The following is a 21,159-nucleotide window of genomic DNA, read 5'->3' as shown; positions in this document are numbered from 1 at the left end:
GCCCCTCTGGATTAGTGCACGGCTCTGTTTTAGCAGGGCCATATGGAAGGGCAAGCTAGCGTTCCGGGATCAGCCCGCGTGGGCTGAAGCGCAGCACCAGAAGCAGGATCAGACCCATGGTCAGCAGGCGCATATGTGCCGCCCCGTCGATCAACGTATCTTTCAGATTGCTGCCATCCGGCAGACCACTGGCGATAAAGTCCATCAGACCCAGACCAAGCGGTTCGACCATGACCCAGAGCCACCAGATGAGCATGCCACCCAGCACAGCGCCAAAGTTGTTGCCTGACCCTCCCACGATCACCATGACCCAGACCAGGAAGGTGAAGCGCAGGGGCTGGTAGGTGCCGGGCGTCAATTGCCCATCAAGCGTTGTCATCATGGCCCCGGCGATCCCACAAATGGCGGAACCGAGGATGAAGATTTGCAGGTGGCGGGCGGTCACGTCTTTGCCCATGGCTTCGGCAGCGACTTCGTTGTCACGGATTGCGCGCATCATCCGGCCCCATGGGCTATTCAGGGCCCGTTGTGCCAGCCACAGCAGGATGATCAGCACGATGGCAAAAAGCACACCGTAAGCCAGTTTGGTGTAAAGCGTCGATGCAGTGACAGGGTCCAAGCCAAGGCTGATGGCGCGTTCGACAAAGACAGGGTCGCTCTGCAGATCAACCTCGAAAGGGACAGGGCGGGGCAGGCCGATCACATTCTTGACACCGCGCCCCAGCCAGTCTTCGTTCTTCATGATGGCAATGATAATTTCGGCAATGCCCAGCGTGGCAATGGCAAGATAATCTGATCGCAGGCCAAGTGCTGTTTTTCCAATGATCCATGCCGCACCGGCGGCCAGTAGCCCGCCCACAGGCCAAGCGAGGAGCACAGGCAATCCAAGACCACCAAGATAACCCGTCGCGGCGGGGTTTACGGCCTCGACCGCAGCAACGCCGGGGTCAAAGACAGCACGGAAGGTGAAGAAGCCGACAATCAGCACCCCGAGAGTGATAAAGGTGCGGCTGCGCCCCAGAAACCGCCTTTGCGCAAAGATGGCGGCGGCGATTGTCGCGGCCCCGGCGATCAGCCCAAGGATAATCTGGAGGCCACCTGCCGCCCAAGCCTCGCCCACGGGCGGCATGGAGATCAGGACGGTGGCGAGGCCACCCAACGCGACAAAGCCCATGACACCGATATTGAACAACCCCGCAAATCCCCATTGCAGGTTTACACCCAGCGCCATGATGGCCGAAATCAGGCCCATATTCAGGATCAGCAGGGCAGTGTTCCAACCTTGGATAAGACCCGTTCCAAGGATCAGACAACCGACTAACGCGAAGAGTAGCGGGTTCTTGATGGCAGGGTTCATACGGATTGCCCCTTGAACAGGCCGGTCGGTTTGAAGAGCAGCACGATGATCAGGATTGCGAAGCTGACCGCAAATTTGTAATCAGTGGAGAGCAGTTGGACGAGGCCGTCCGGCTCCAGGCTTTCCGGCATCAGATAGACCAGCACCTTTTTCCAGGCGTAGGTGATCGTCACTTCGCTAAAGGCAATGACAAACCCGCCAGCAATGGCCCCAAGCGGATTGCCAAGCCCGCCCACAATGGCTGCGGCAAAGATCGGGAGCAGCAGCTGGAAGTAGGTGAAGGCCTTGAAGGATTTATCGAGGCCGTAAAGCACGCCTGCGGTGGTAGCGAGCGCCGCGACGATCATCCAGGTCACTTTGACCACCCAATCGGGGTTGATGCCGGACAGCAGGGCAAGATCTTCGTTATCCGAAAATGCTCGCATGGATTTACCGGTGCGGGTCTTGTTGAGAAACCAGAACAGCAAAGCGACCGCGATGACGGCGACCACGACCGTGATGGCTTGGGTGGTTTTGATTGCCAATCCTTCGCGCAGGCCGGTCATGTCGCGGAATTCGCGGGCGGTGATAATGAACCGTTCACCATCGGCAAAGCGGATGTCGTCGACCCCGATGATAAACCGCACCACGCCGTTCATCACGAACATCACACCCATGGAGACGATGACGAGGATCACAGGTTTCGCCTTTTGGTCACGGTAGAACTTGTAAATCAGCCAGTCGATGGCGAGAACCAGAAGGATCGTCATCCCGATCCCGACTGGCAGGGCGAGCAGGGCAGTGGGCAGCGGCCCGAAGGTGATGCCGACGGCCAATAGCAGGTTGGTCGCGATGATTGTCATGGCCGTGCCAAAGGCCATGGTGTCGCCATGGGCAAAGTTGGAAAAGCGCAGGATACCGTAGATCATCGTGACGCCGAGGGCACCGATGGCCAGCTGCGCGCCATAGGCAAGGCCTGGGACGAAGACAAAGTTCGCAAAGGCGACGAGGGCGTTGAGGAAGTCCATTAGTTCAACTCCTCGCAGGTGCCGGCATAAGATAAACTCGCACGCAACGGGCCACGAACCGTAAAGCTAGCTTTCAGATTTTCCAAGATTTCGAGGCTCACTTTTGGTGTCGTCAGCATTTCTGCAGGTGAGGTAAACAGGTCCGGTCCCGAAACTGAAAGCCTAAGATTGGTTTGATCGGTAACACTATTCACGCGTTCAGCCATGTTGAGTCTCGGACTCGCTGCGAGGAATTTAGTAGGCAACTCACGCCGAAAAACCGCAGGAACAATTTGACCTGAAAGAATGCCGGGCGTTCCGAACAAGTCACTATCACCGGCCATTGGATAGGCGAATACGTCGTCTTTCACCTGCCAGTACCAAGAATCTGGGGGGGTCCGGGTCATCAGTAATTCGTCCACGTCCTCACACTGGTCAGGCTTGCTCAACAAACATGCCGTTTGAAAACTGCATAGGTATTGTGCAGCCGATGCACCGGTGGATGTCAGAGTGCAGATCACGATGAATGACGGCAGTAGTATGCGTTGGCAGATCTTTTTCATCCCCCCAAGAAACTCCGTCTCACTTCCGCGTCCGCGAGCAGCTCTTTCCCGGTCCCGGTATGCGCGTTTCGCCCCTGCACCAGAACATAGGCTTTGTCTGCGATCTCAAGCGCTTGGCGCGCGTTCTGTTCGACCATCAGGATCGGGATGCCGGTGCGGGCGACCTCGATGATGCGGTCGAAAAGTTCGTCCATCACGATGGGGCTGACGCCTGCGGTGGGTTCGTCCAGCATCAGCACCTTGGGTTTGGTCATCAGCGCGCGACCGACCGCGACCTGCTGGCGTTGACCGCCGGATAGCTCTCCAGCGGCCTGATTGCGTTTTTCCTTGAGGATCGGGAACAGGTCATAGACCTGAGCCATGGTATCCCGGAAATCGTCACGGCGGATGAAAGCCCCCATTTCAAGGTTTTCTTCCACCGTCATCGACGTAAAAATGTTGGAAGTCTGAGGCACGAACCCCATGCCCTTGACCACGCGCTGTTGCGGCGACAGATGGGTGATATCCTCACCATCGAGCCGCACGGCCCCGTCATTGACGTTCAACATGCCGAAAACGGCCTTCATTGCCGTGGATTTGCCAGCGCCGTTCGGGCCGACAATCACCGCAATCTCGCCCTTTTCGGCAGCAATCGTACAGGAATGCAGAATATCCGGGCCTTTGCCATACCCCCCGGTCATCGCATCACCGATCAGGAACGGATCACCATGCTTTGCAGTGCTGTTGCCTGATCGCCGGTCAACCTTTTCGAGGGTGCTTCCTGGCTCCCTCGTGATCGACCGGTCCTTATTGCCTCTGTCATCGTGGTAGGGGCTGTCGCTCACGGATTAACATACTCCGACAGGAAGGGCAGATAGGTGGTCAGCGTGTCGCGCATCAGCGCCTGTTCTGATGCATCCGCATAGTTGCCATAGATCCAATAAAGCGTGGCTGCGGCACCAAGAATGGCCCCCAGAAGGATGGTGAATAGGAATTTCATGTCGCACTTACCTTGTCTTTGTTCTTCAATCCGGTGCCGAGATAGGCCTCGATCACCTGTTCATTGGCCTTGATCTCTTCCAAGGTCCCTTCGGCCAGCACATGACCCTCTGCCATACAGATAACCGGGTCACACAGGCGGCCGATGAAGTCCATGTCATGCTCAATCACCACAAATGTATAGTTCCGTTCTTGGTTCAGGCGGATAATCGCGTCCCCGATTGTGTTCAAAAGGGTACGGTTCACGCCTGCGCCAACTTCGTCGAGGAAAACGATCCGGGCGTCGACCATCATGGTACGCCCCAGTTCCAGCAGCTTTTTCTGGCCGCCGGACAGGTTGCCTGCCTTTTCTTCCTTCAGGTGGTCAATTGTTAGGAATTCAATCACTTCGTCCGCTTTGGCCTTGAGCGCGCGTTCTTCGTCAGCGATCCGCCTGCGCCCGAACCAGGTGTTCCAAAGCCGCTCGCCAGACTGGTCGGCGGGCACCATCATAAGGTTTTCCCGGACCGTCATGGATGAAAACTCATGCGCGATCTGAAAGGTGCGCAGCAACCCCTTGTGGAACAATGTATGCGGGGGGAGGCCGGTGATGTCTTCGCCCATCATGGTCACACGACCCGATGTTGGTTTAAGAACGCCGGCAATTACATTGAAAAGCGTTGTTTTTCCGGCCCCATTAGGTCCGATTAATCCGGTGATCGTCCCTTCGTCGATGCGCAGGCTTGCATCATCGACCGCGTGAAAACCACCAAAGGTTTTCACCAGATTTTCAACAACAATCATATCGTCCCCTTACACGCTGTCCCGACGTGTATTCCTGTTGGCAAACGGCGCGGGAAAATCCCGCGCCGTCGACCTTTTTGATGGGCTGATCAGCGGTAGCCGATTGTCGAATAGACGCCATCGGCGAATTCGACTTCCTGATAATTACCGGCAGATTCGCCGGGTCCGATCAGTTCCACGGCCGACGCGCCGACATAGTCGATTTCTTCGCCTGCAGCCAGCAGCTCAAGACCCTTCTGAAGTTCTCCAGGGAAGATCTCGGTGCCGGGGGCGTTAGCCACATCCATTACGTGATCCTTGAAGTCGGCAGAAGCCGATGACCCGGCCGCCTGCATGGCGAGCATGATCAGGGCGGCTGCATCATAGGATTCGGGGCTGAATGCGCCTGTTCCGTCAAAACCGGCCTCGGATGCCATTTCAACAAACTTGGCGGCACCCGGGCTGTCCGTGCCGGGATATGCACCGAAGGATCCGTTCAGTTCGTCACCGAAGTTTTCATTCAGCTTCACGCCGACCATGCCGTCAGGCACGTAGAACGTGTCGAACGCACCGGAGTCCAAGGCGGAACGAATAACGCCGGACCCACCTTGGTCAACGTAACCTGCAACAACCAACACCTCACCACCGGCTGATGCCAGCGCGCCGACTTCGGCAGAGTAGTCGGCCTTGCCGTCTTCATGGGCAGCAGAGATGGTGACGGTGCCGCCAGCCTCTTCGAATGCCGCCTGGAACGAATCTGCCAGACCCTTGCCGTAGTCGTTGTTGGTATAGGTCAGGGCCACTTCGCTGATGCCACGATCTTGCAGGATTTCCGTCATGATCACGCCCTGGCGTGCATCAGATGGGGCGGTCCGGAAGAACAGGCCGTCATCCTCGGCGGTCGAAAGACCCGGTGACGTGGCCGAGGGTGAGATCATCACAACGCCGTTTGGACGCGCCACGTTCTGCAGGATTGCACCCGTGACGCCGGAACAGTCAGCGCCCATGATTGCGTTCACGTTGTCGGATGTGACCAGACGTTCGGCGGCTGTTGTTGCTGCACCGGCATCGATACATGTGCTGTCGCCGCGTACGGATGTAACCTTGGCCCCGCCCAGCAATGCGCCTGATTCAGTGACTTCGGTCATCGCCAGTTCCGCGCCGTCGCCCATGGCGGGGGTGATCGATTCAAGCGGGCCGGTGAAGCCGAGGATCACGCCGATCTTTACTTCTTCGGAATGGGCGTCAGCAAATGCGGCACCCGCAAGCATGGTCATGGCGGTTGTCGCCATCATTAGTTTTTTCATTGTCGTCTCCCTAGTGGATGTCTTTATCCTGCGGCGCAGATTAGCAGGCAGTTTCCAAAAGGAAAGGCGGAAGCCACGGGCAAATGACCTTAAAATTGGGGTTTTTGCGGGATGAAACCCCGTCTGTCGTGGGGGTCGAGACAATGGCAGCTGTACCCCGTTATTTGTCTACACCGAAAGTCGCGCGGCGTGGCTGCCCCGTTCCCGATAGGGTGTCGTGTCGTAATGTGACCGATAGCATTTCGAGAAATGTGAGGGGGATGCAAACCCGCAGGCGAGCGCCACGTTGATTACCGTCATGTCGGTCTGCATGAGCAGGTTGCGCGCCTTTTGTAGCCGCAGTTCCATGTAGTATCGCTTGGGGCTGCGCGACAGATACCGCCGGAAGAGGCGTTCCAGCTGGCGCGTCGACATACCCACCTCTTTGGCGAGGATGGCGGGACTGATCGGTTCCTCGATATTCTGTTCCATCATTTGAATGACGCGAGACAGCTTGGGGTGACGCACGCCAATCCGGGTCGGGATCGACAGGCGCTGCGTGTCCTGATCCGTGCGAATCGACGAATAAATCAGGATATCGGCGACTGCATTGGCGAGATCCTCGCCATGATCATCGGCAATGATCTTGAGCATCAAATCAATTGAGGCTGTGCCGCCCGCAGTTGTGATCCGGTTTCCATCGACGACAAAGATTGATTTGGTCAGCTCGACCTCGTCGAATTCTTCAGCGAAACTGTCCTGATTTTCCCAATGGATGGTTGCTTTCTTGCCGTCCAGCAGACCCGCCTTGGCCATGGTGTAACCCGCGGTACAAAGCCCGGCCACCGTTGCACCGCGCCGCGCCTCGCGACGCAGCCAGTTCAGGGTGCGCTTGGTCGTGGCGCGTTGCACATCGACCCCACCACACAGCATGATCGTGTCATCGCGATCCAGCTCAATCAGATCGCCTTCGAGCCGGAAGGTGCAACCGTTCGAACACACAGCGTCTTCGCCGCCTTCGCCGATGATCTTCCAATCATAAAGTTTCTTGCCTGCGGTCCGGTTCGCAATCCGCAGGCTTTCCAGCGCGCTGGCGAAACACAGCATCGTAAAGTCCTGCATCAGCACAAACACAAAGCGGCGCGGTTTGCCACGATGGTCGACTTCAACGATTTGAGGTTCGATAGACATGATGCTGGGCCTGAAAAGCAGTTCGTCGCGAGACCTCAGCAGGTTTGTTGCTTGCGTTCAAGGGGGAAACCGCCGTTAGGCCTGCATCGGGGCCGTCGGCGCGCTGATATCAATGGCCGTGCCGTCGGGGTCCTCAACCAGCATGCGGCGTTGGCCATAGGGCATGTCCGTGGGGGGAGAGATGACCTTGGCCCCGATTTCTTCGGCTTTTCTCGCCGCCTGGTCACAATCGGCAACGACGAATGTCACGATGACGCCGGAAGGTGCCGCTTGCAGCGGAGCTGGAACAATTTCGTGGTCCCGCTGCAGGATGCCGTATTCAAGGCCCGGAATATCGTGATGCGACATGATCACGAACCAATCCGCAGCAAAGTGGCGGTGCATGCCCAGTAGTTCTTCGTAGAACCGGGCCGACCGTTCCACGTTACTGCTGAGGATGTTGATAAAGCTTCTTTGCATAATCTCTGCTCCGTCAAATATGTGGTGCATCGCCCCGAGACATGGCCGAATGTCGCCCTAATCGCGGCAATTTGCCATTGGCGCCTCACGCAGGGCGCGTTATAGGCTGCATTTGATAGCGTTAACTGCGATATCCACAACCTGATATGGAGCAAGACAATGACCAACTGGCAAAAATCTGACTGGCGCAACAAGCCCCGGGTTCAGATGCCTGACTATACCGATGCAGCCGCCCTGAAAGCTGTTGAAGGTCGTCTTGCCGGTTATCCACCGCTGGTCTTTGCAGGTGAGGCACGCAAGCTGAAATCGGAACTGGCTGCTGTCAGTCGGGGCGAGGCGTTTTTGTTGCAGGGCGGGGACTGCGCCGAAAGCTTTGCGGAATTCAGTGCGGACAGCATTCGCGACACCTTCAAGGTGATGCTGCAGATGGCCATGGTGCTGACCTATGGGGCCAAGGTGCCGGTGGTAAAGGTGGGTCGGATGGCGGGCCAGATGGCCAAGCCACGCTCCGCACCGACCGAGACTGTGGATGGGGTCGAACTGCCCAGCTACCGTGGTGATATCATCAACGGGTTCGAGTTCACTGAAGGCAGCCGCATCCCCGATCCGGAACGTATGCTGCAGGCCTATCTGCAGGCGGCTGCCACGCTGAACCTGCTACGCGCATTTTCGACCGGTGGCTTTGCCAATGTCCATGAGGTCCATAAGTGGACGCTAGGTTTCACCGACGCAAACGAGGTGGCGAAATACAGCGATATGGCCAGCCGGATCAGTGACACCCTGGACTTCATGGAAGCCGCTGGTCTGACCACCGAGACAAATCACGAGCTGCAGACAGTCGATTTCTACACCTCTCATGAAGCTTTGTTACTAGAGTATGAAGAGGCGCTATGCCGCCTCGATTCAACTTCCGGTAATTGGCTGGCCGGGTCCGGCCACATGATCTGGATTGGGGATCGCACCCGCCAGCCTGACGGCGCACATGTGGAATTCTGCAAAGGTGTGCAGAACCCGATCGGCCTGAAATGCGGACCAAGTATGACATCAGGGCATCTGAAAGCATTGATGGCGTCGCTGAACCCCAAGAACGAAGCGGGTCGCCTGACCCTGATCGCGCGCTTTGGGGCCGGGGCCGTTGGTGAACATCTGCCGCGCCTGATCAAGGCGGTCGAGGAAGAAGGGGCCAACGTCGTTTGGACCTGTGACGCGATGCACGGCAACACGATCAAGTCGACCACCGGCTACAAGACCCGACCGTTCGAAAGCGTGTTGCGCGAGGTCAAGGAGTTCTTTGCCGTCCACAACGCCGAAGGCACAATCCCCGGAGGTGTGCATTTCGAAATGACGGGCAAGGACGTGACCGAATGCACCGGTGGTGTCCGTGCTGTGACGGATGAGGACCTGTCAGATCGTTATCACACGGCTTGTGACCCGCGCCTGAATGCGTCTCAGTCGCTGGAACTGGCCTTCTTGGTTGCCGAGGAGTTGTCGGCCCGCCGCAACAAGATGCAGCAGGCCAAAGCGGGCTGATTACCCGTTATTGACCACCAAACGCAGGGCCGGGCGCGCATCGTCTGGCCCTGTTGCGTTTGTGGGGTGGATCATGCTTTGCACGCTGGCCAGTTGCAGGCCGAGCGTTTCGTGACGGATACGGGCACCCTTTGCAATCTCAAACCGGCGGGGGCGTGTGCCTGTTTCGCCCTCTGTCACCATGGCGCCCAGAATGCGGGTCGTTTCGCCCTTGTTGTCGCGCAAGGGCAGCAGGAGCATTGTACCGGTCAGATGCGGCCGGATCAGGCTGCCGGGCGAATTCAGAGGCACACCGATGATCGCTGGTTCGGTAAACGCGGCCTCGACCAGTCTGGCGATATCGTCACGGGCCTCTGGTGCGAAGAACGTGCTCAGCGGCATGCCGCGCGCATCCATCTTCAGAAGGTCATGCAGTTTTTGGCCTGCGACGCGCATCCGGGCGATCCCCGGCGCGACCCGCTGCAGAATAAACGCATGGGGCAGGGCGCTGTCGATCTGGCTCGGCTCGATATCATTCCGCGAGGGGATCCGCTGGGCATGGCGCAAGGCCTGCCAGTACCGCTCGAGGCTTTCAAGCGTCTCGTTTCCGGCACCGGGTAGGTCTGCGCGGCGACGTTGTGGATTGTCCTCTACGATTTTCATGGCTCTTTCTACTTTCGCTATGGTTGCCCCAGCTGGTGCAAAACCATTTCATTTCGTTAGAAAGGTTTTAACAAAGATTACCCATAGATTCATTTAACAAAGTGTTAATGGGTTAATTTGAAATAAATCGCGATGGTTGCCTCGGGGTTTGGTTTTGCCTTAGGTGCAGGGAACAAAAAACTGACGGGGCAGTACGACATGATCCAATCCATGACCGCATTTGCAAGCCGGACCGGCACCCTTGGCCCGGCCTCCTGGAGTTGGGAGATGCGCGGGGTCAATGCGCGTGGCCTTGATTTGCGGCTGCGTATGCCGGACGGGATCGAGGGGCTTGAGGTGGCGTTGCGCGCCGCATTGGGCAAGGCGCTGGCGCGGGGCAACGTGACAGTGAACCTGCGCCTGATGCGCGAAGAAGCGGGGACTGCCCTTGCCTTGGATGAAACGCAACTGGATACTGTGCTGAAGGCGCTGGATGCGGTGCAGGACCGTGCCTTTACAATGGGTGTCACGCTGGCGCAGCCGACCGCAGCCGATGTTTTGTCGCAGCGGGGTGTTCTGGTGCCGGCCAAACCGAATAGTCTGGATGATGATCTGGCCAAGGCGCTGATTGCGGATATCGCGCCTTTGGTCGGTGATTTTGTGAAGATGCGCCAAACCGAAGGGCATGCGTTACATCAGGTGATCACAGATCAACTGGCCCAGATCGAAACTTTGACTGGCGCGGCAGCAGAGGCCGCAGCCGCCCGCGCGCCGCAGGTCAAGGCCAACCTGACCACAGCGCTACGGCGTGTGATGGATGATGTCACTGAGATCGAAGAGGGGCGCGTGGCGCAGGAACTGGCGCTTCTGGCGGTCAAATCGGATGTGACCGAAGAGATTGATCGTCTGCAGACCCATGTAGCGGCAGCCCGTGATTTGCTGGCCGATCAAAAACCTGCGGGACGGAAACTGGATTTTCTTGCACAGGAATTTAACCGGGAGGCGAATACCTTGTGCGCCAAGGCGCAGTCCGCCCCGCTCACCGCGATCGGCCTTGATCTGAAAGCGGTGATTGACCAGATGCGCGAGCAAATTCAGAATGTGGAGTAGCGTGATGTCCCGACGCGGTCTTTTGATTATCCTGTCATCCCCCTCAGGCGCCGGGAAATCAACATTGGCGGGGCGGTTACGGGTCTGGGACGATACGCTCCGCTTTTCTGTTTCCGCAACGACGCGCGCGCCGCGCGAGGGCGAGGTTGACGGGCAGGATTACTTTTTCGTTTCGGTGCCAGAGTTTCAGAAGCAGGTAGCCGAAGGCCAAATGCTGGAACACGCGCAGGTCTTTGGCAACTATTACGGATCGCCGCAGGCCCCGGTCCGCGAGGCCATCGACAGTGGGCGCGACGTGTTGTTCGACATCGATTGGCAAGGCGCGCAACAAATCAGCAACTCGGCCTTGCAGGAACATGTGCTGTCGATCTTCATTCTGCCCCCTTCTATCACCGAGCTGCATCGCCGTCTGGTCAACCGCGGACAGGATGCACCTGATGTGATTGAAGGCCGGATGCAGAAAAGCTGGGATGAAATCAGCCATTGGGATGGCTATGATTACGTCCTGATCAACGACGATCTGGACGCGACAGAGGAACGGCTGAAGACTATCATCAGTGCGGAGCGGCTGCGCAGATCGCAACAGCCGCAACTGGTTGATCATGTCCGCCGTCTGCAAACCGAATTCGGAGACCGAAGATGAGCCTTTATGCCTTGAATGATGTTTCACCCACCGTTGCTGATGATGCGTGGGTGGCGCCGGGCTGCCATTTGATCGGCAACGTCATATTGGCAGCCAAATCATCGGTGTGGTTCGGTTCTACCCTGCGGGGGGACAATGAGCCGATTACGATTGGTGAGGGGACCAATGTGCAGGAAAACTGTGTCATGCATACCGATATGGGCTTTCCGCTGATGGTCGGTGCAGGTTGTACGGTGGGGCATAAGGCCATGCTGCATGGCTGCACCATTGGTGACAACAGCCTGATCGGTATGGGTGCGACGGTCCTGAACGGTGCCGTCATTGGCGCGAACTGCCTGATCGGTGCGGGTGCGTTGATCACAGAAGGCAAAAAGATCCCTGCCGGCTCACTCGTCATGGGCAGCCCGGGCAAGGTGGTGCGAGAGCTTGACGCAAACGCAATAAACGCGCTCAAGGCGTCGGCATTGCATTATCAGGAAAATGCGGCACGTTTTCGGAACGGGCTCACGGCGCTTTGATCACTCCCCGGCCATGCGCGGCATCAAGAGCAGGTCAAAATCCAATTGCGGTGCAAAATTTCGCACCTCCTGCCGTATCAGGTCCGCATCAGGCAGGTCGTCGGCAATGGCGCGATAGCGCCCCTGAAACCGCAATTCGATCAATTTGACTGCAACATCCACCGCATCGAAATCATCAGCCACCAGTGGCGACAGGATGATATCGGGCTCTTTCTCGTTCACGACATCGGCGTTCAGTGCCTCGATTTCGACAAACTGAAAACCGTCGAGGGGTGGGACAACGCGACCCTGCGCCCGCCAACGAGCCAGATCACCAATCACCAGCGTGTTGCTGGCAAGACCCTCGAGCGCGTCTGGAAACGGCGCGGTACGACCGCGTTCTGCTTGACCTGACATATGTGTTCCAATTCCGGAATTGTGAGTGGTTGAGTAAGATGGTGTCGCCTATAAAACGCCCGGTTACCCGCGAATGTTCCAAATCGTTAAAGATTTATTTGCTTGGCAGGCACAAGTCTTGGGGAATAAAGAGCCTCAAACACGAAATGAGGTTGGCCGCGTGACATCCGATACACTTTCTGCTGTCACCGACGCATTGCCGATCCCGGTTCTGGTCATTGGGCCTGATGATCGTATCCGCGCGGCAAACCCACCGGTTGAGGCTGTATTGGGTGCCGGAATTGTCGGTCGGCTTTATATTACCATCCTTCGGCAACCCGCATTACTCGAAGCGATTGCGAAAGTGCGCGACGGTGTGGATTCTCAGGCAACACGGTTTGCTGGACGCGACGGAACCAAGGATACCATCTACCGCGTGGTCATTGCCCGTGCTGGTACCGACATTGTTCTGTCTTTCGAAGATCAGACCGCCGCCGAAGAAGCGGGCCAGATGCGCCGCGATTTCGTGGCGAATGTCAGCCACGAATTGCGCACGCCACTGACGGCCCTTCTCGGCTTTATCGAAACGTTGGGAGGAGCGGCCCGCGATGATGCCGCAGCGCGGGACCGGTTTCTCGCTATCATGCAGCAGGAGGCCAGCCGGATGACGCGGCTGGTCGATGATCTTTTGTCGCTCAGCCGCGTTGAGGAAGATGAGCGGGTGCGACCGCGAGAAGAGGTCGATCTGGCCGGAATACTGTTGTCAGTCATCAAGGGGTTGGAACCACAGGCAGAGAAGGCGGGGGTGAAAGTATGTCTGCGCGCGCCGGAAGAGTCCGAAGTCGTGCCAGGTGATACGGGACAGCTGATACAGGTGTTCAGTAACCTTATCGAAAACGGCATCAAATACGGCGCATCAGGCGGTGTGGTCAATGTCACCCTGTTCAACCGCGAAGCTCACGCGCGTTTGCGGGGCGAAGGGGTGCAGGTCAGCGTGGCTGACCGTGGCGATGGCATTCCATCCCACCATATCGCCCGGCTGACGGAGCGATTTTACCGTGTGGACAATCACCGGTCCCGCGAGGTCGGCGGCACCGGCCTTGGCCTGGCGATTGTCAAACATATCGTGAATAGGCACAGGGGGCGCCTGGTCATCGAAAGTGAAGAGGGGCAAGGGACAGAAGTATCTGTGTTTTTGCCCACCCAATGACTGTCATAAAACTTTTACTTAACTGTCACAGAACGTTCAGGCGGCGACGCTAAACGGGCCGCAATGGTTGCGCGGCTCGCGCGCGGCCAATGTTTGACTGACAGGAGTGATTTGATGTCGATCATGAAACTGACCGCAACAACCGCGGCCATCGCCCTTACCACAACCGCTGCATTCGCCCGTGACAACGTTCAGGTTGCCGGGTCTTCCACGGTGCTGCCCTATGCGTCCATCGTCGCCGAGGTATTTGGTGAAAACTTTGACTTTCCGACACCCGTTATTGAATCCGGCGGCTCCTCTGCCGGCCTGAAGCGTTTCTGCGAAGGCGTGGGTGAAAACACCATCGATATCGCCAACGCATCCCGCGCGATCCGTCCCGCCGAGGTTGAAGCCTGCGCCGCAGCCGGTGTAACCGACATCATCGAAGTGCGTATCGGGTATGACGGCATCGTCTTTGCCTCTGACATCAATGGCAACGCGTTCGAATTCACCCCCGAAGACTGGTACAAGGCGCTGGCCGCCGAGCATTTCATTGACGGTGAACTGGTCTCGAACACCTTGACCAACTGGAACGAGGTGAACCCCGATTTCCCCGACCAGCCAATTCAGGCCTTCATCCCCGGCACCAAGCACGGCACACGTGAAGTGTTCGAAGAAAAGGTGATCCTGGCCGGTTGTGAAGAGGGTGGTTTCCTGCAGGCGATGCTGGATGCAGGCGTTGACGAAGACACAGCCGAAGGCACTTGCATGGCGATCCGTACCGATGGCCGGTCCGTGGACATTGACGGTGACTACACCGAAACACTGGCCCGCATTGACGCTGACAATAACGGTATCGGCGTGTTTGGTCTGTCGTTTTACGAAAACAACACCAACAAGCTGCAGGTTGCCACGATGAATGGTGTGGTGCCGACGACAGAAAGCATTGCTGCAGGCGACTACCCTGTGTCTCGCCCGCTCTATTTCTACATCAAGGCCGCCCATATCGGCGTGATCCCTGGTCTGAAAGAATTCGCAGAGTTCTTTGTCTCTGATGAGATCGCCGGTCCTGACGGTCCGCTGGCCGAATATGGTCTGGTGTCGGATCCGGAACTGGCGGACGTTCAGGAAACCGTGGCAGACGAAGTTGTTATGGGTTCCGGAACCTGATCCAAGATGAAAACAGAGGGGTGCGGTGCGCCGCACCCTTCAATCCAATGAATATCTGGATGCTATCATGCTGTCGCTGACGACCCCGCTTCTCATCATTCTTGCGCTGGCCGTCATTGGCTTTTTCCTGGCCAAGTCCCGTGCATTGCAGGTGGCAGGCGGTGACATTCGCGGTCTGGTATCGCTTCCCAGCCAACATGCGCTGAACACTGTGATGGCGACGATTGTCCCCCCGCTGGCTGCGATCTTTCTGATATCCCTGTATGTCCGCATCACCGATGGCACCGGCTCATGGTTCTTTACCCTTGTTGTGATCGGCCTTGCAGTGACCGGGCTTGCGCTATCACTGATTAGTATCAAACAGGAAAGCCGTGCCCGGACCTATGCGGAACGGTGGATTTTGGGCCTGCTGATCTTCGCCTCGACAATTGCGATCATGACGACTGTTGGCATTGTGTTTTCTATGCTGTTCGAAACGTTCAATTTCTTCGGACAGTATGACTGGCGCGACTTCTTCTTGTCGACCAATTGGTCCCCGAATTTCCGTGGCAATTCGGATCTGGGGATCATCCCGCTGCTTTGGGGTACGCTTTACATCAGCTTCATCGCCTTGGCCTTCGCGGTGCCAATCGGACTGTTCGCCGCGATCTATCTTTCGGAATATGCGGGGCCACACATGCGATCCATCGCGAAACCCGCCATCGAAGTGTTGGCCGGTATTCCGACAATCGTCTATGGGCTGTTTGCGCTGATCACGGTCGGGCCCTTTCTGCGCGATTACTTCGCATCACCCATGGGTTTTGGTGAAAGCGCGTCATCGGTGATGACCGCCGGGTTGGTGATGGGCGTCATGCTGATCCCCTTTGTCAGCTCTTTGTCAGATGACATCATTAACGCCGTACCACAGGCGATGCGTGACGGATCGCTGGGTTTGGGGGCCACCAAATCCGAAACCATCCGGCAGGTTGTCGTACCTGCCGCGCTGCCCGGGATCGTGGGTGCCATCCTGCTGGCCGCATCCCGCGCGATTGGCGAGACGATGATCGTGGTCCTCGGGGCAGGGGCCGCCGCGCGCCTGTCATTGAATCCGTTCGAGGCGATGACCACCGTCACCGTCAAGATTGTCAGCCAGTTGACCGGCGATACCGATTTCGCCAGCCCTGAAACACTGGTCGCCTTCGCCCTGGGTCTGACGCTGTTCGTCATCACCCTGGGGCTGAATGTCTTTGCCCTCTACATCGTGCGCAAATATCGGGAGCAGTACGAATGAAAACCTCGCTTCTGAAACTGGACACGCGAACCAAGAAGCGCAACGCGGCAGAGGCGCGGTTCAAGGCCTATGGGCTTACGGCGATCATCATTGCCATGCTGGCGCTGCTGATCCTGCTGACCTCTGTACTGGGCAATGGTCTCAGCTCATTCCGGCAAACCTTTATCACGCTGAATGTTGAGCTGGTCGAAGACAAGCTGGACAAATCAGGCGTGCGTGATCTGGAGGTCATGTCCAAGGTGACGACGATCAGCTACGCGCCGCTATTGCGCGATGCACTGATTGCGGAGTTGGATGAACGGGGTATCGAAAACCCGCTGTCGAACCGAGATCTGGGCGACATGATTTCCAAAGAGGCGGCGGCGACCGTGCGCAACCGCGTGTTGGCCAACCCTGATCTGGTGAGGCAGACGATCACATTTGACGTTCTCGCCTCTGGCCGCATCGACGCCTTCTTCAAAGGCGATGTCACAATGGAAAGCGCAGTGCTCGACAGCAACACCTCACCCGAGGCGCTCACCATCGCCCAACAGCTTGCCGATGCCGGCGTGATCGAGACCAAGTTCAACTGGAATTTCTTTGTCTGGCCGGACGCATCGGTTCAGCGACCCGAGGCCGCGGGTCTGGGCGTTGCCATTCTGGGATCACTTTACATGATGATTGTGGTGCTGGTCCTGGCGCTGCCCATTGGCGTGGCATCGTCGATTTATCTTGAAGAGTTCGCACCGAAAAACCGCTGGACCGACCTGATCGAGGTGAATATCTCAAACCTCGCTGCGGTGCCGTCGATTGTTTACGGGATCCTGGGACTGGCGATCTTCATCAACTTCATGGAATTCAACCAATCCTCGCCACTTGTGGGCGGTCTGGTGCTGACGCTGATGACCTTGCCCACGATCATCATATCGACCAGGGCCGCATTGAAATCCGTGCCGCCATCAATCCGCGATGCGGCACTGGGGGTCGGGGCGTCAAAGATGCAGTCGGTATTCCATCATGTGCTGCCACTTGCGGCACCCGGCATTCTGACCGGCACGATCATCGGACTGGCGCAAGCACTGGGCGAGACGGCCCCGCTCTTGCTGATCGGCATGGTGGCGTTTGTCCGCGAATATCCCGCCGCCTACACACCTGAGGCCGGACTGTTTGGTGAGGCGTCAACCGCCCTGCCGGTGCAGGTTTTTAACTGGACACAGCGGTCTGATCCGGCCTTTGTTGAACGGGCCTCTGGCGCGATCATCACGTTGCTTGTGTTCCTTCTGATTATGAACGCGGTTGCGATTTACTTGCGCCGCCGCTTTGAACGGCGCTGGTAGGAGAGCTCAAATGGAAGATATGTATCACGCGGACCGGGCCATGAGTACAGAGCAAGACACCAAGATCTCAGCCAAAGGCGTTCAGGTATACTACGCCGATAACCACGCCATCAAGGATGTGAATGTCGAGATCGCGGACAAGACCGTGACCGCCTTTATCGGGCCTTCGGGCTGTGGCAAATCCACCTTTCTACGCTGCCTGAACCGGATGAATGACACCATCGATATCTGCCGGGTCGAAGGGGATATTCTGCTGGACGGCGAAGACATCTATGACCCCAAGGTTGATCCGGTGCAGTTGCGCGCAAAGGTCGGTATGGTGTTTCAGAAGCCCAACCCGTTTCCGAAGTCGATCTATGACAATGTTGCCTATGGGCCGAAGATCCATGGTCTTGCCCGTAACAAGGCGGAACTGGACGAAATCGTTGAAAAATCCCTGCGCAAGGCCGCACTTTGGAACGAAGCCAAGGACCGTCTGAATGCCCCCGGCACGGGCCTGTCAGGTGGTCAGCAGCAGCGGCTTTGCATTGCCCGGGCAATTGCCACAGCGCCCGAGGTTCTGCTGATGGATGAACCCTGTTCGGCGCTCGACCCGATTGCAACGGCACAGGTCGAGGAATTGATCGACGAACTGCGCCAAAGCTTTTCGGTGGTGATCGTCACGCATTCCATGCAGCAGGCGGCACGGGTCAGTCAGAAAACCGCGTTTTTCCACCTCGGGAATCTGGTGGAGTATGACGACACGGACAAGATTTTCACCAATCCCGAAGACAGCCGCACGGAAAGCTATATTTCCGGCCGGATCGGGTAAGGAGCGCATATGATGCACGAACATATTTCATCGGCCTATGATCGCGATCTTGAGGGCATCACCACACTGATCATGACCATGGGCGGGCTTGTCGAGGATGCGATCCTGAAGGCCGCCAAGTCGCTGGCTGATCGCGACGTTGAACTGGCAGAAAAGGTCAAAGCAGCCGACAAGGCGATTGACGCGCTTGAGATGCAAATCAACGAAGAAGCCGCGCGGACAATCGCGCTAAGAGCGCCTGTTTCCAAGGACTTGCGATCCATTCTTACAGTTCTCAGGCTGGCCGCGTCATTGGAACGGATTGGTGATTATGCCAAGAATATCGCCAAACGCACCAGCGTGTTGGTCGAGATGAGCCCGGTGAACGGATCTGATGCCGCGCTGCGCCGGATGGCGCGCGAGGTCGAACAGATGCTCAAGGATACGCTGGATGCCTATGTGCGTGGTGACGCGGAACTGGCTGAGGATGTGCGCCAGCGCGACCACGAAGTGGACCAGATGTATAATGCGCTTTTCCGCGAGTTCCTGACCTTCATGATGGAAGACCCGCGCAACATCACTGCGTGTATGCATCTGCACTTCATGGCCAAGAACATTGAGCGTATGGGTGATCTGACCACCAATATGGCCGAGCAGGTGATCTATCTGGTGACTGGTGAAATGCCGGATGAGGCGCGGCCCAAGGGTGACAAAACAGCGTATGTAACTGACCCCGGCTAAAACCGATGGCACAACAACCACATGTTCTTGTCGTGGAAGACGAACCCGCCCAAAGGGAGGTTCTGGCCTATAATCTGGAGGCCGAAGGATTTCGCGTCACACGCGCCGAAAATGGCGAAGATGGTCTGATTTGCGTCGATGAAGATGCGCCTGATGTGATCGTACTGGATTGGATGATGCCGCATCTGTCAGGCATCGAAGTGTGCCGGCGCTTGAAGATCAAGCCAGAGACCCGTGCGATTCCGATCATTATGCTGTCGGCCCGTTCAGAAGAGGTTGATAAGGTGCGCGGTTTGGAAACTGGTGCGGATGATTATGTGGTCAAGCCATATTCTGTCTATGAACTGATGGCCCGCGTTCGCGCGCAGCTGCGCCGCGTGCGCCCCGCCACGGTGGGCCAGGTTTTAACCTATGACGACATTGTTCTGGATGCCGAAACCCATCGGGTCACACGGGGTGACAACCAGCTAAAACTTGGCCCAACTGAGTTTCGGCTGCTGACCACTTTCATGGAAAAACCGGGCCGCGTCTGGTCGCGCGACATGCTGCTTGATCGGGTCTGGGGACGTGACATATATGTCGATACACGGACGGTCGATGTGCATGTGGGGCGGTTGCGCAAGGTGCTGACACAACATGGCGGCAGCGACCCGGTGCGCACCGTGCGGGGCACAGGATACGCCCTGGGGTAGCAACGTTCGGTGGGGTGCGTACGCTGCCCATCTGCCGACGCAACGAATCAATCGTAAAAACAGGGCTTTTCACTGATTTCGTCGGTCGGCATCGCGTCGGCCAAACGTCGGACTTTTGTCGGACCCCAACGGCGCAATGCGCCGGATTAACGCATCGCGCGGTCCAATTGTGAATGCGTCGTTAAGAAATGAGCTTAACCGTTCTGCCCCCACGGCCCGTGTTGACCGGTGCCACCATCCACCCGTTCAAACCCATGCGCGCCGAAGAAATCACGCTGACCCTGGATCATGTTGGCCGTGCCCCGCGCCGTGCGCATCGCGTCGAAATAGGCGAGGCCCGATGACAGGGCAGGCAGGGCCAGCCCATGCAGCGCCGCCTGTGCCACTACGCGCCGCAGCGCATCATGATTGGCTTTCAGCATATCGGCGAATTTGGGCGCGAACATCAGCGTCCGGTCCGCGTCCTCTGCCAGTGCAGTGGCCATGTCATCCAGCATCGCCGACCGGATGATGCAGCCAGCACGCCAGACCTTGGCAATCTCGGGCAAGGGCAGAGCCCAGCCAAATGCGTTTGACGCCTTGGCAATCATATCGAACCCTTGGGTGTAGCACAGGATCTTACCGGCGATCAGCGCGCGTTCCAATGTATCGGTGGACAGGATGTCATGGGGCAGGCGATGGGGGGCGGTGCCAAACAGATCCTCGCCCGCCGCGCGCGCATCACGCTGTGATGACAGGTTGCGGGCAACGACCGCAGCCTCGATCGCGGGGATGGGGGCGGCAAGGTGCTGCGCCTCGATCACCGTCCAGCGTCCGGTGCCTTTCTGGCCTGCCGCATCCACGATCACTTCGAGCATTGGTTTGCCTGTCTTGGGGTCGGTGGCGCTCGCCACCTTGCCGGAGATTTCGATCAGGTAGGATTTGAGCGGGCCGTTGTCCCAGCCTGAAAACGTGTCAGCGATGCTGGCATCATCCATGGCCAGACCATCGCGCATGATGCCGTAAACCTCTGCAATCATTTGCATATCGGCATATTCGATGCCGTTATGGACGGCCTTGACGAAATGCCCGGCGCCTTCTTCGCCCATCCATGTGGCACAGGCCTCACCCTGGTGTTTCGCGGCGATGGCGTTGAGGATATGTGCGACCCGATCCCAATGCGCGCGCTTGCCGCCGCCCATGATCGAGGGGCCGAACCGTGCCCCTTCCTCGCCGCCGGACACGCCGATGCCAAGGAACGGTTTGTCGCCCGCGTCCCGCGCGCGCCGGTTGGTGTCGTGGAAGTTGGCGTTGCCCGCGTCGATGATCATGTCGTCGTCATCAAGAAGCGGGCGCAGTGCGTCGATCTGGTCATCGACGGGTTGTCCGGCGGGTACCATCAGGATGATGGCGCGCGGTTTTGCGATGGCATCGACGAGGTCCTGCAGTGTTTCCGTTGCCGTGATATGGTCCGCCAGATCGCCAGCATTTTTGTGGAAGTCCTGCGTTCTGGCGGTTGTCCGGTTCCAGACGGCAATATCAAATCCGTTATCCGCGATATTCAGCGCCAGTGCAGCACCCATTGTACCAAGGCCGATCAGGCCAATTTCTGCTTTGCTCATGTGGTGGGGTT

At 57.6% G+C, this 21,159-nt stretch carries 23 protein-coding genes; 11 read left to right on the top strand and 12 right to left on the bottom strand.

Annotated elements, in window-relative coordinates; all coding sequences use genetic code 11:
* Window positions 1-55 precede the first annotated feature (55 nt).
* The 9 genes from ACFWW4_RS07920 to ACFWW4_RS07880 form a co-directional block, all read right to left on the bottom strand.
* Window positions 56-1,357, bottom strand: coding sequence for a branched-chain amino acid ABC transporter permease (locus ACFWW4_RS07920; protein ID WP_411890346.1), 1,302 nt, complete (start codon window positions 1,355-1,357; stop codon window positions 56-58).
* Complete coding sequence (locus tag ACFWW4_RS07915) at window positions 1,354-2,364, bottom strand: branched-chain amino acid ABC transporter permease (RefSeq protein WP_411890345.1); 1,011 nt, start codon at window positions 2,362-2,364, stop codon at window positions 1,354-1,356. The genes ACFWW4_RS07920 and ACFWW4_RS07915 overlap by 4 nt, the downstream gene beginning before the upstream one ends.
* A complete protein-coding gene (locus tag ACFWW4_RS07910; RefSeq protein ID WP_411890344.1) occupies window positions 2,364-2,906 on the bottom strand; it encodes a hypothetical protein in 543 nt (180 codons plus the stop codon). Before ACFWW4_RS07910 ends, ACFWW4_RS07915 begins: the two co-directional genes overlap by 1 nt.
* On the bottom strand, window positions 2,903-3,730 hold the full coding sequence (locus tag ACFWW4_RS07905; protein ID WP_411890343.1) for an ABC transporter ATP-binding protein: 828 nt from the start codon (window positions 3,728-3,730) through the stop codon (window positions 2,903-2,905). Before ACFWW4_RS07905 ends, ACFWW4_RS07910 begins: the two co-directional genes overlap by 4 nt.
* Window positions 3,727-3,885 (bottom strand): hypothetical protein, encoded by a 159-nt coding sequence (locus ACFWW4_RS07900; RefSeq protein WP_393928913.1) that lies wholly within the window; start codon window positions 3,883-3,885, stop codon window positions 3,727-3,729. The genes ACFWW4_RS07905 and ACFWW4_RS07900 overlap by 4 nt, the downstream gene beginning before the upstream one ends.
* Window positions 3,882-4,667, bottom strand: a complete 786-nt coding sequence (locus ACFWW4_RS07895; RefSeq protein ID WP_411890342.1) for an ABC transporter ATP-binding protein — start codon at window positions 4,665-4,667, stop codon at window positions 3,882-3,884. Before ACFWW4_RS07895 ends, ACFWW4_RS07900 begins: the two co-directional genes overlap by 4 nt.
* 89 nt (window positions 4,668-4,756) lie before the next feature.
* Window positions 4,757-5,953: an ABC transporter substrate-binding protein gene (locus ACFWW4_RS07890; protein WP_411890341.1), complete on the bottom strand. Its 1,197-nt coding sequence runs from the start codon at window positions 5,951-5,953 to the stop codon at window positions 4,757-4,759.
* A gap of 168 nt (window positions 5,954-6,121) precedes the next feature.
* Window positions 6,122-7,123, bottom strand: a complete 1,002-nt coding sequence (locus ACFWW4_RS07885; RefSeq protein ID WP_411890340.1) for a GlxA family transcriptional regulator — start codon at window positions 7,121-7,123, stop codon at window positions 6,122-6,124.
* Between the two features lie 75 nt (window positions 7,124-7,198).
* Window positions 7,199-7,582: a VOC family protein gene (locus ACFWW4_RS07880; RefSeq protein WP_411890339.1), complete on the bottom strand. Its 384-nt coding sequence runs from the start codon at window positions 7,580-7,582 to the stop codon at window positions 7,199-7,201.
* Between the two features lie 159 nt (window positions 7,583-7,741).
* Between ACFWW4_RS07880 and ACFWW4_RS07875 the strand changes: the two genes are divergently transcribed.
* Complete coding sequence (locus tag ACFWW4_RS07875) at window positions 7,742-9,112, top strand: class II 3-deoxy-7-phosphoheptulonate synthase (RefSeq protein ID WP_411890338.1); 1,371 nt, start codon at window positions 7,742-7,744, stop codon at window positions 9,110-9,112.
* Here the strand turns inward: ACFWW4_RS07875 and ACFWW4_RS07870 are convergent, their stop codons facing one another.
* Entirely contained in the window at window positions 9,113-9,754 is a 642-nt protein-coding gene (locus ACFWW4_RS07870; protein WP_411890337.1) for a PAS domain-containing protein, read from the bottom strand.
* Window positions 9,755-9,964: 210 nt separating this feature from the next.
* Here ACFWW4_RS07870 and ACFWW4_RS07865 point away from each other — a divergent pair, with 210 nt between their 5' ends.
* The 3 genes from ACFWW4_RS07865 to ACFWW4_RS07855 are packed head-to-tail and all read left to right on the top strand — an operon-like array spanning window position 9,965 to window position 12,004.
* Window positions 9,965-10,843 (top strand): YicC/YloC family endoribonuclease, encoded by an 879-nt coding sequence (locus ACFWW4_RS07865; protein ID WP_411890336.1) that lies wholly within the window; start codon window positions 9,965-9,967, stop codon window positions 10,841-10,843.
* A 4-nt stretch (window positions 10,844-10,847) separates the two neighbouring features.
* The gene (gene gmk / locus ACFWW4_RS07860) at window positions 10,848-11,486 is read left to right on the top strand and encodes a guanylate kinase (protein WP_411890335.1); all 639 of its coding nucleotides are present in this window, start codon (window positions 10,848-10,850) and stop codon (window positions 11,484-11,486) included.
* Window positions 11,483-12,004 carry a gamma carbonic anhydrase family protein gene (locus ACFWW4_RS07855; protein ID WP_411890334.1) on the top strand — a complete coding sequence of 174 codons (522 nt, stop codon included), beginning with the start codon at window positions 11,483-11,485 and terminating at the stop codon, window positions 12,002-12,004. Before gmk ends, ACFWW4_RS07855 begins: the two co-directional genes overlap by 4 nt.
* Here the strand turns inward: ACFWW4_RS07855 and ACFWW4_RS07850 are convergent, their stop codons facing one another.
* On the bottom strand, window positions 12,005-12,400 hold the full coding sequence (locus ACFWW4_RS07850; RefSeq protein WP_411890333.1) for a hypothetical protein: 396 nt from the start codon (window positions 12,398-12,400) through the stop codon (window positions 12,005-12,007).
* Window positions 12,401-12,560: 160 nt separating this feature from the next.
* Between ACFWW4_RS07850 and ACFWW4_RS07845 the strand changes: the two genes are divergently transcribed.
* The 7 genes from ACFWW4_RS07845 to phoB all read left to right on the top strand — a co-directional run bounded on the left by ACFWW4_RS07845 (window position 12,561) and on the right by phoB (window position 19,547).
* Entirely contained in the window at window positions 12,561-13,589 is a 1,029-nt protein-coding gene (locus ACFWW4_RS07845; protein ID WP_411890332.1) for a sensor histidine kinase, read from the top strand.
* Between the two features lie 114 nt (window positions 13,590-13,703).
* Window positions 13,704-14,738 carry a PstS family phosphate ABC transporter substrate-binding protein gene (locus tag ACFWW4_RS07840; RefSeq protein ID WP_411890331.1) on the top strand — a complete coding sequence of 345 codons (1,035 nt, stop codon included), beginning with the start codon at window positions 13,704-13,706 and terminating at the stop codon, window positions 14,736-14,738.
* A 67-nt stretch (window positions 14,739-14,805) separates the two neighbouring features.
* Window positions 14,806-16,008: a phosphate ABC transporter permease subunit PstC gene (gene pstC / locus ACFWW4_RS07835; protein WP_411890530.1), complete on the top strand. Its 1,203-nt coding sequence runs from the start codon at window positions 14,806-14,808 to the stop codon at window positions 16,006-16,008.
* Window positions 16,005-17,324 (top strand): phosphate ABC transporter permease PstA, encoded by a 1,320-nt coding sequence (gene pstA, locus ACFWW4_RS07830; RefSeq protein ID WP_411890330.1) that lies wholly within the window; start codon window positions 16,005-16,007, stop codon window positions 17,322-17,324. Before pstC ends, pstA begins: the two co-directional genes overlap by 4 nt.
* A gap of 10 nt (window positions 17,325-17,334) precedes the next feature.
* The gene (gene pstB, locus ACFWW4_RS07825; protein WP_411890329.1) at window positions 17,335-18,135 is read left to right on the top strand and encodes a phosphate ABC transporter ATP-binding protein PstB; all 801 of its coding nucleotides are present in this window, start codon (window positions 17,335-17,337) and stop codon (window positions 18,133-18,135) included.
* A gap of 12 nt (window positions 18,136-18,147) precedes the next feature.
* Window positions 18,148-18,855, top strand: a complete 708-nt coding sequence (gene phoU, locus ACFWW4_RS07820; protein WP_411890529.1) for a phosphate signaling complex protein PhoU — start codon at window positions 18,148-18,150, stop codon at window positions 18,853-18,855.
* Window positions 18,856-18,860: 5 nt separating this feature from the next.
* Window positions 18,861-19,547 carry a phosphate regulon transcriptional regulator PhoB gene (gene phoB / locus ACFWW4_RS07815; protein WP_411890328.1) on the top strand — a complete coding sequence of 229 codons (687 nt, stop codon included), beginning with the start codon at window positions 18,861-18,863 and terminating at the stop codon, window positions 19,545-19,547.
* A gap of 194 nt (window positions 19,548-19,741) precedes the next feature.
* Here phoB and gndA read toward each other — a convergent pair whose 3' ends face one another.
* Window positions 19,742-21,148, bottom strand: coding sequence for an NADP-dependent phosphogluconate dehydrogenase (gene gndA, locus ACFWW4_RS07810; protein WP_411890327.1), 1,407 nt, complete (start codon window positions 21,146-21,148; stop codon window positions 19,742-19,744).
* Between the last annotated feature and the right edge of the window lie 11 nt (window positions 21,149-21,159).

Origin of the sequence: Yoonia sp. SDW83-1 (assembly GCF_046762885.1) — a bacterium.
GTDB lineage: Bacteria > Pseudomonadota > Alphaproteobacteria > Rhodobacterales > Rhodobacteraceae > Yoonia.
Note: the sequence above shows the minus strand (reverse complement) of the source record. Positions and strands in the feature narration are given on the sequence as shown.

Excerpts from the sequence above, each read along its gene's own strand:
- gmk (WP_411890335.1), top strand. The coding sequence starts at position 10,848 with ATGTCCCGACGCGGTCTTTTGATTATCCTGTCATCCCCCTCAGGCGCC.
- ACFWW4_RS07890 (WP_411890341.1), bottom strand. The coding sequence starts at position 5,953 with ATGAAAAAACTAATGATGGCGACAACCGCCATGACCATGCTTGCGGGT.
- ACFWW4_RS07880 (WP_411890339.1), bottom strand. The coding sequence starts at position 7,582 with ATGCAAAGAAGCTTTATCAACATCCTCAGCAGTAACGTGGAACGGTCG.
- gndA (WP_411890327.1), bottom strand. The coding sequence starts at position 21,148 with ATGAGCAAAGCAGAAATTGGCCTGATCGGCCTTGGTACAATGGGTGCT.
- ACFWW4_RS07920 (WP_411890346.1), bottom strand. The coding sequence starts at position 1,357 with ATGAACCCTGCCATCAAGAACCCGCTACTCTTCGCGTTAGTCGGTTGT.
- ACFWW4_RS07915 (WP_411890345.1), bottom strand. The coding sequence starts at position 2,364 with ATGGACTTCCTCAACGCCCTCGTCGCCTTTGCGAACTTTGTCTTCGTC.
- ACFWW4_RS07875 (WP_411890338.1), top strand. The coding sequence starts at position 7,742 with ATGACCAACTGGCAAAAATCTGACTGGCGCAACAAGCCCCGGGTTCAG.
- ACFWW4_RS07885 (WP_411890340.1), bottom strand. The coding sequence starts at position 7,123 with ATGTCTATCGAACCTCAAATCGTTGAAGTCGACCATCGTGGCAAACCG.
- phoB (WP_411890328.1), top strand. The coding sequence starts at position 18,861 with ATGGCACAACAACCACATGTTCTTGTCGTGGAAGACGAACCCGCCCAA.
- ACFWW4_RS07910 (WP_411890344.1), bottom strand. The coding sequence starts at position 2,906 with ATGAAAAAGATCTGCCAACGCATACTACTGCCGTCATTCATCGTGATC.
- ACFWW4_RS07840 (WP_411890331.1), top strand. The coding sequence starts at position 13,704 with ATGTCGATCATGAAACTGACCGCAACAACCGCGGCCATCGCCCTTACC.
- ACFWW4_RS07850 (WP_411890333.1), bottom strand. The coding sequence starts at position 12,400 with ATGTCAGGTCAAGCAGAACGCGGTCGTACCGCGCCGTTTCCAGACGCG.
- ACFWW4_RS07900 (WP_393928913.1), bottom strand. The coding sequence starts at position 3,885 with ATGAAATTCCTATTCACCATCCTTCTGGGGGCCATTCTTGGTGCCGCA.
- ACFWW4_RS07895 (WP_411890342.1), bottom strand. The coding sequence starts at position 4,667 with ATGATTGTTGTTGAAAATCTGGTGAAAACCTTTGGTGGTTTTCACGCG.
- pstC (WP_411890530.1), top strand. The coding sequence starts at position 14,806 with ATGCTGTCGCTGACGACCCCGCTTCTCATCATTCTTGCGCTGGCCGTC.
- ACFWW4_RS07870 (WP_411890337.1), bottom strand. The coding sequence starts at position 9,754 with ATGAAAATCGTAGAGGACAATCCACAACGTCGCCGCGCAGACCTACCC.
- ACFWW4_RS07865 (WP_411890336.1), top strand. The coding sequence starts at position 9,965 with ATGACCGCATTTGCAAGCCGGACCGGCACCCTTGGCCCGGCCTCCTGG.
- phoU (WP_411890529.1), top strand. The coding sequence starts at position 18,148 with ATGCACGAACATATTTCATCGGCCTATGATCGCGATCTTGAGGGCATC.
- pstA (WP_411890330.1), top strand. The coding sequence starts at position 16,005 with ATGAAAACCTCGCTTCTGAAACTGGACACGCGAACCAAGAAGCGCAAC.
- pstB (WP_411890329.1), top strand. The coding sequence starts at position 17,335 with ATGGAAGATATGTATCACGCGGACCGGGCCATGAGTACAGAGCAAGAC.
- ACFWW4_RS07855 (WP_411890334.1), top strand. The coding sequence starts at position 11,483 with ATGAGCCTTTATGCCTTGAATGATGTTTCACCCACCGTTGCTGATGAT.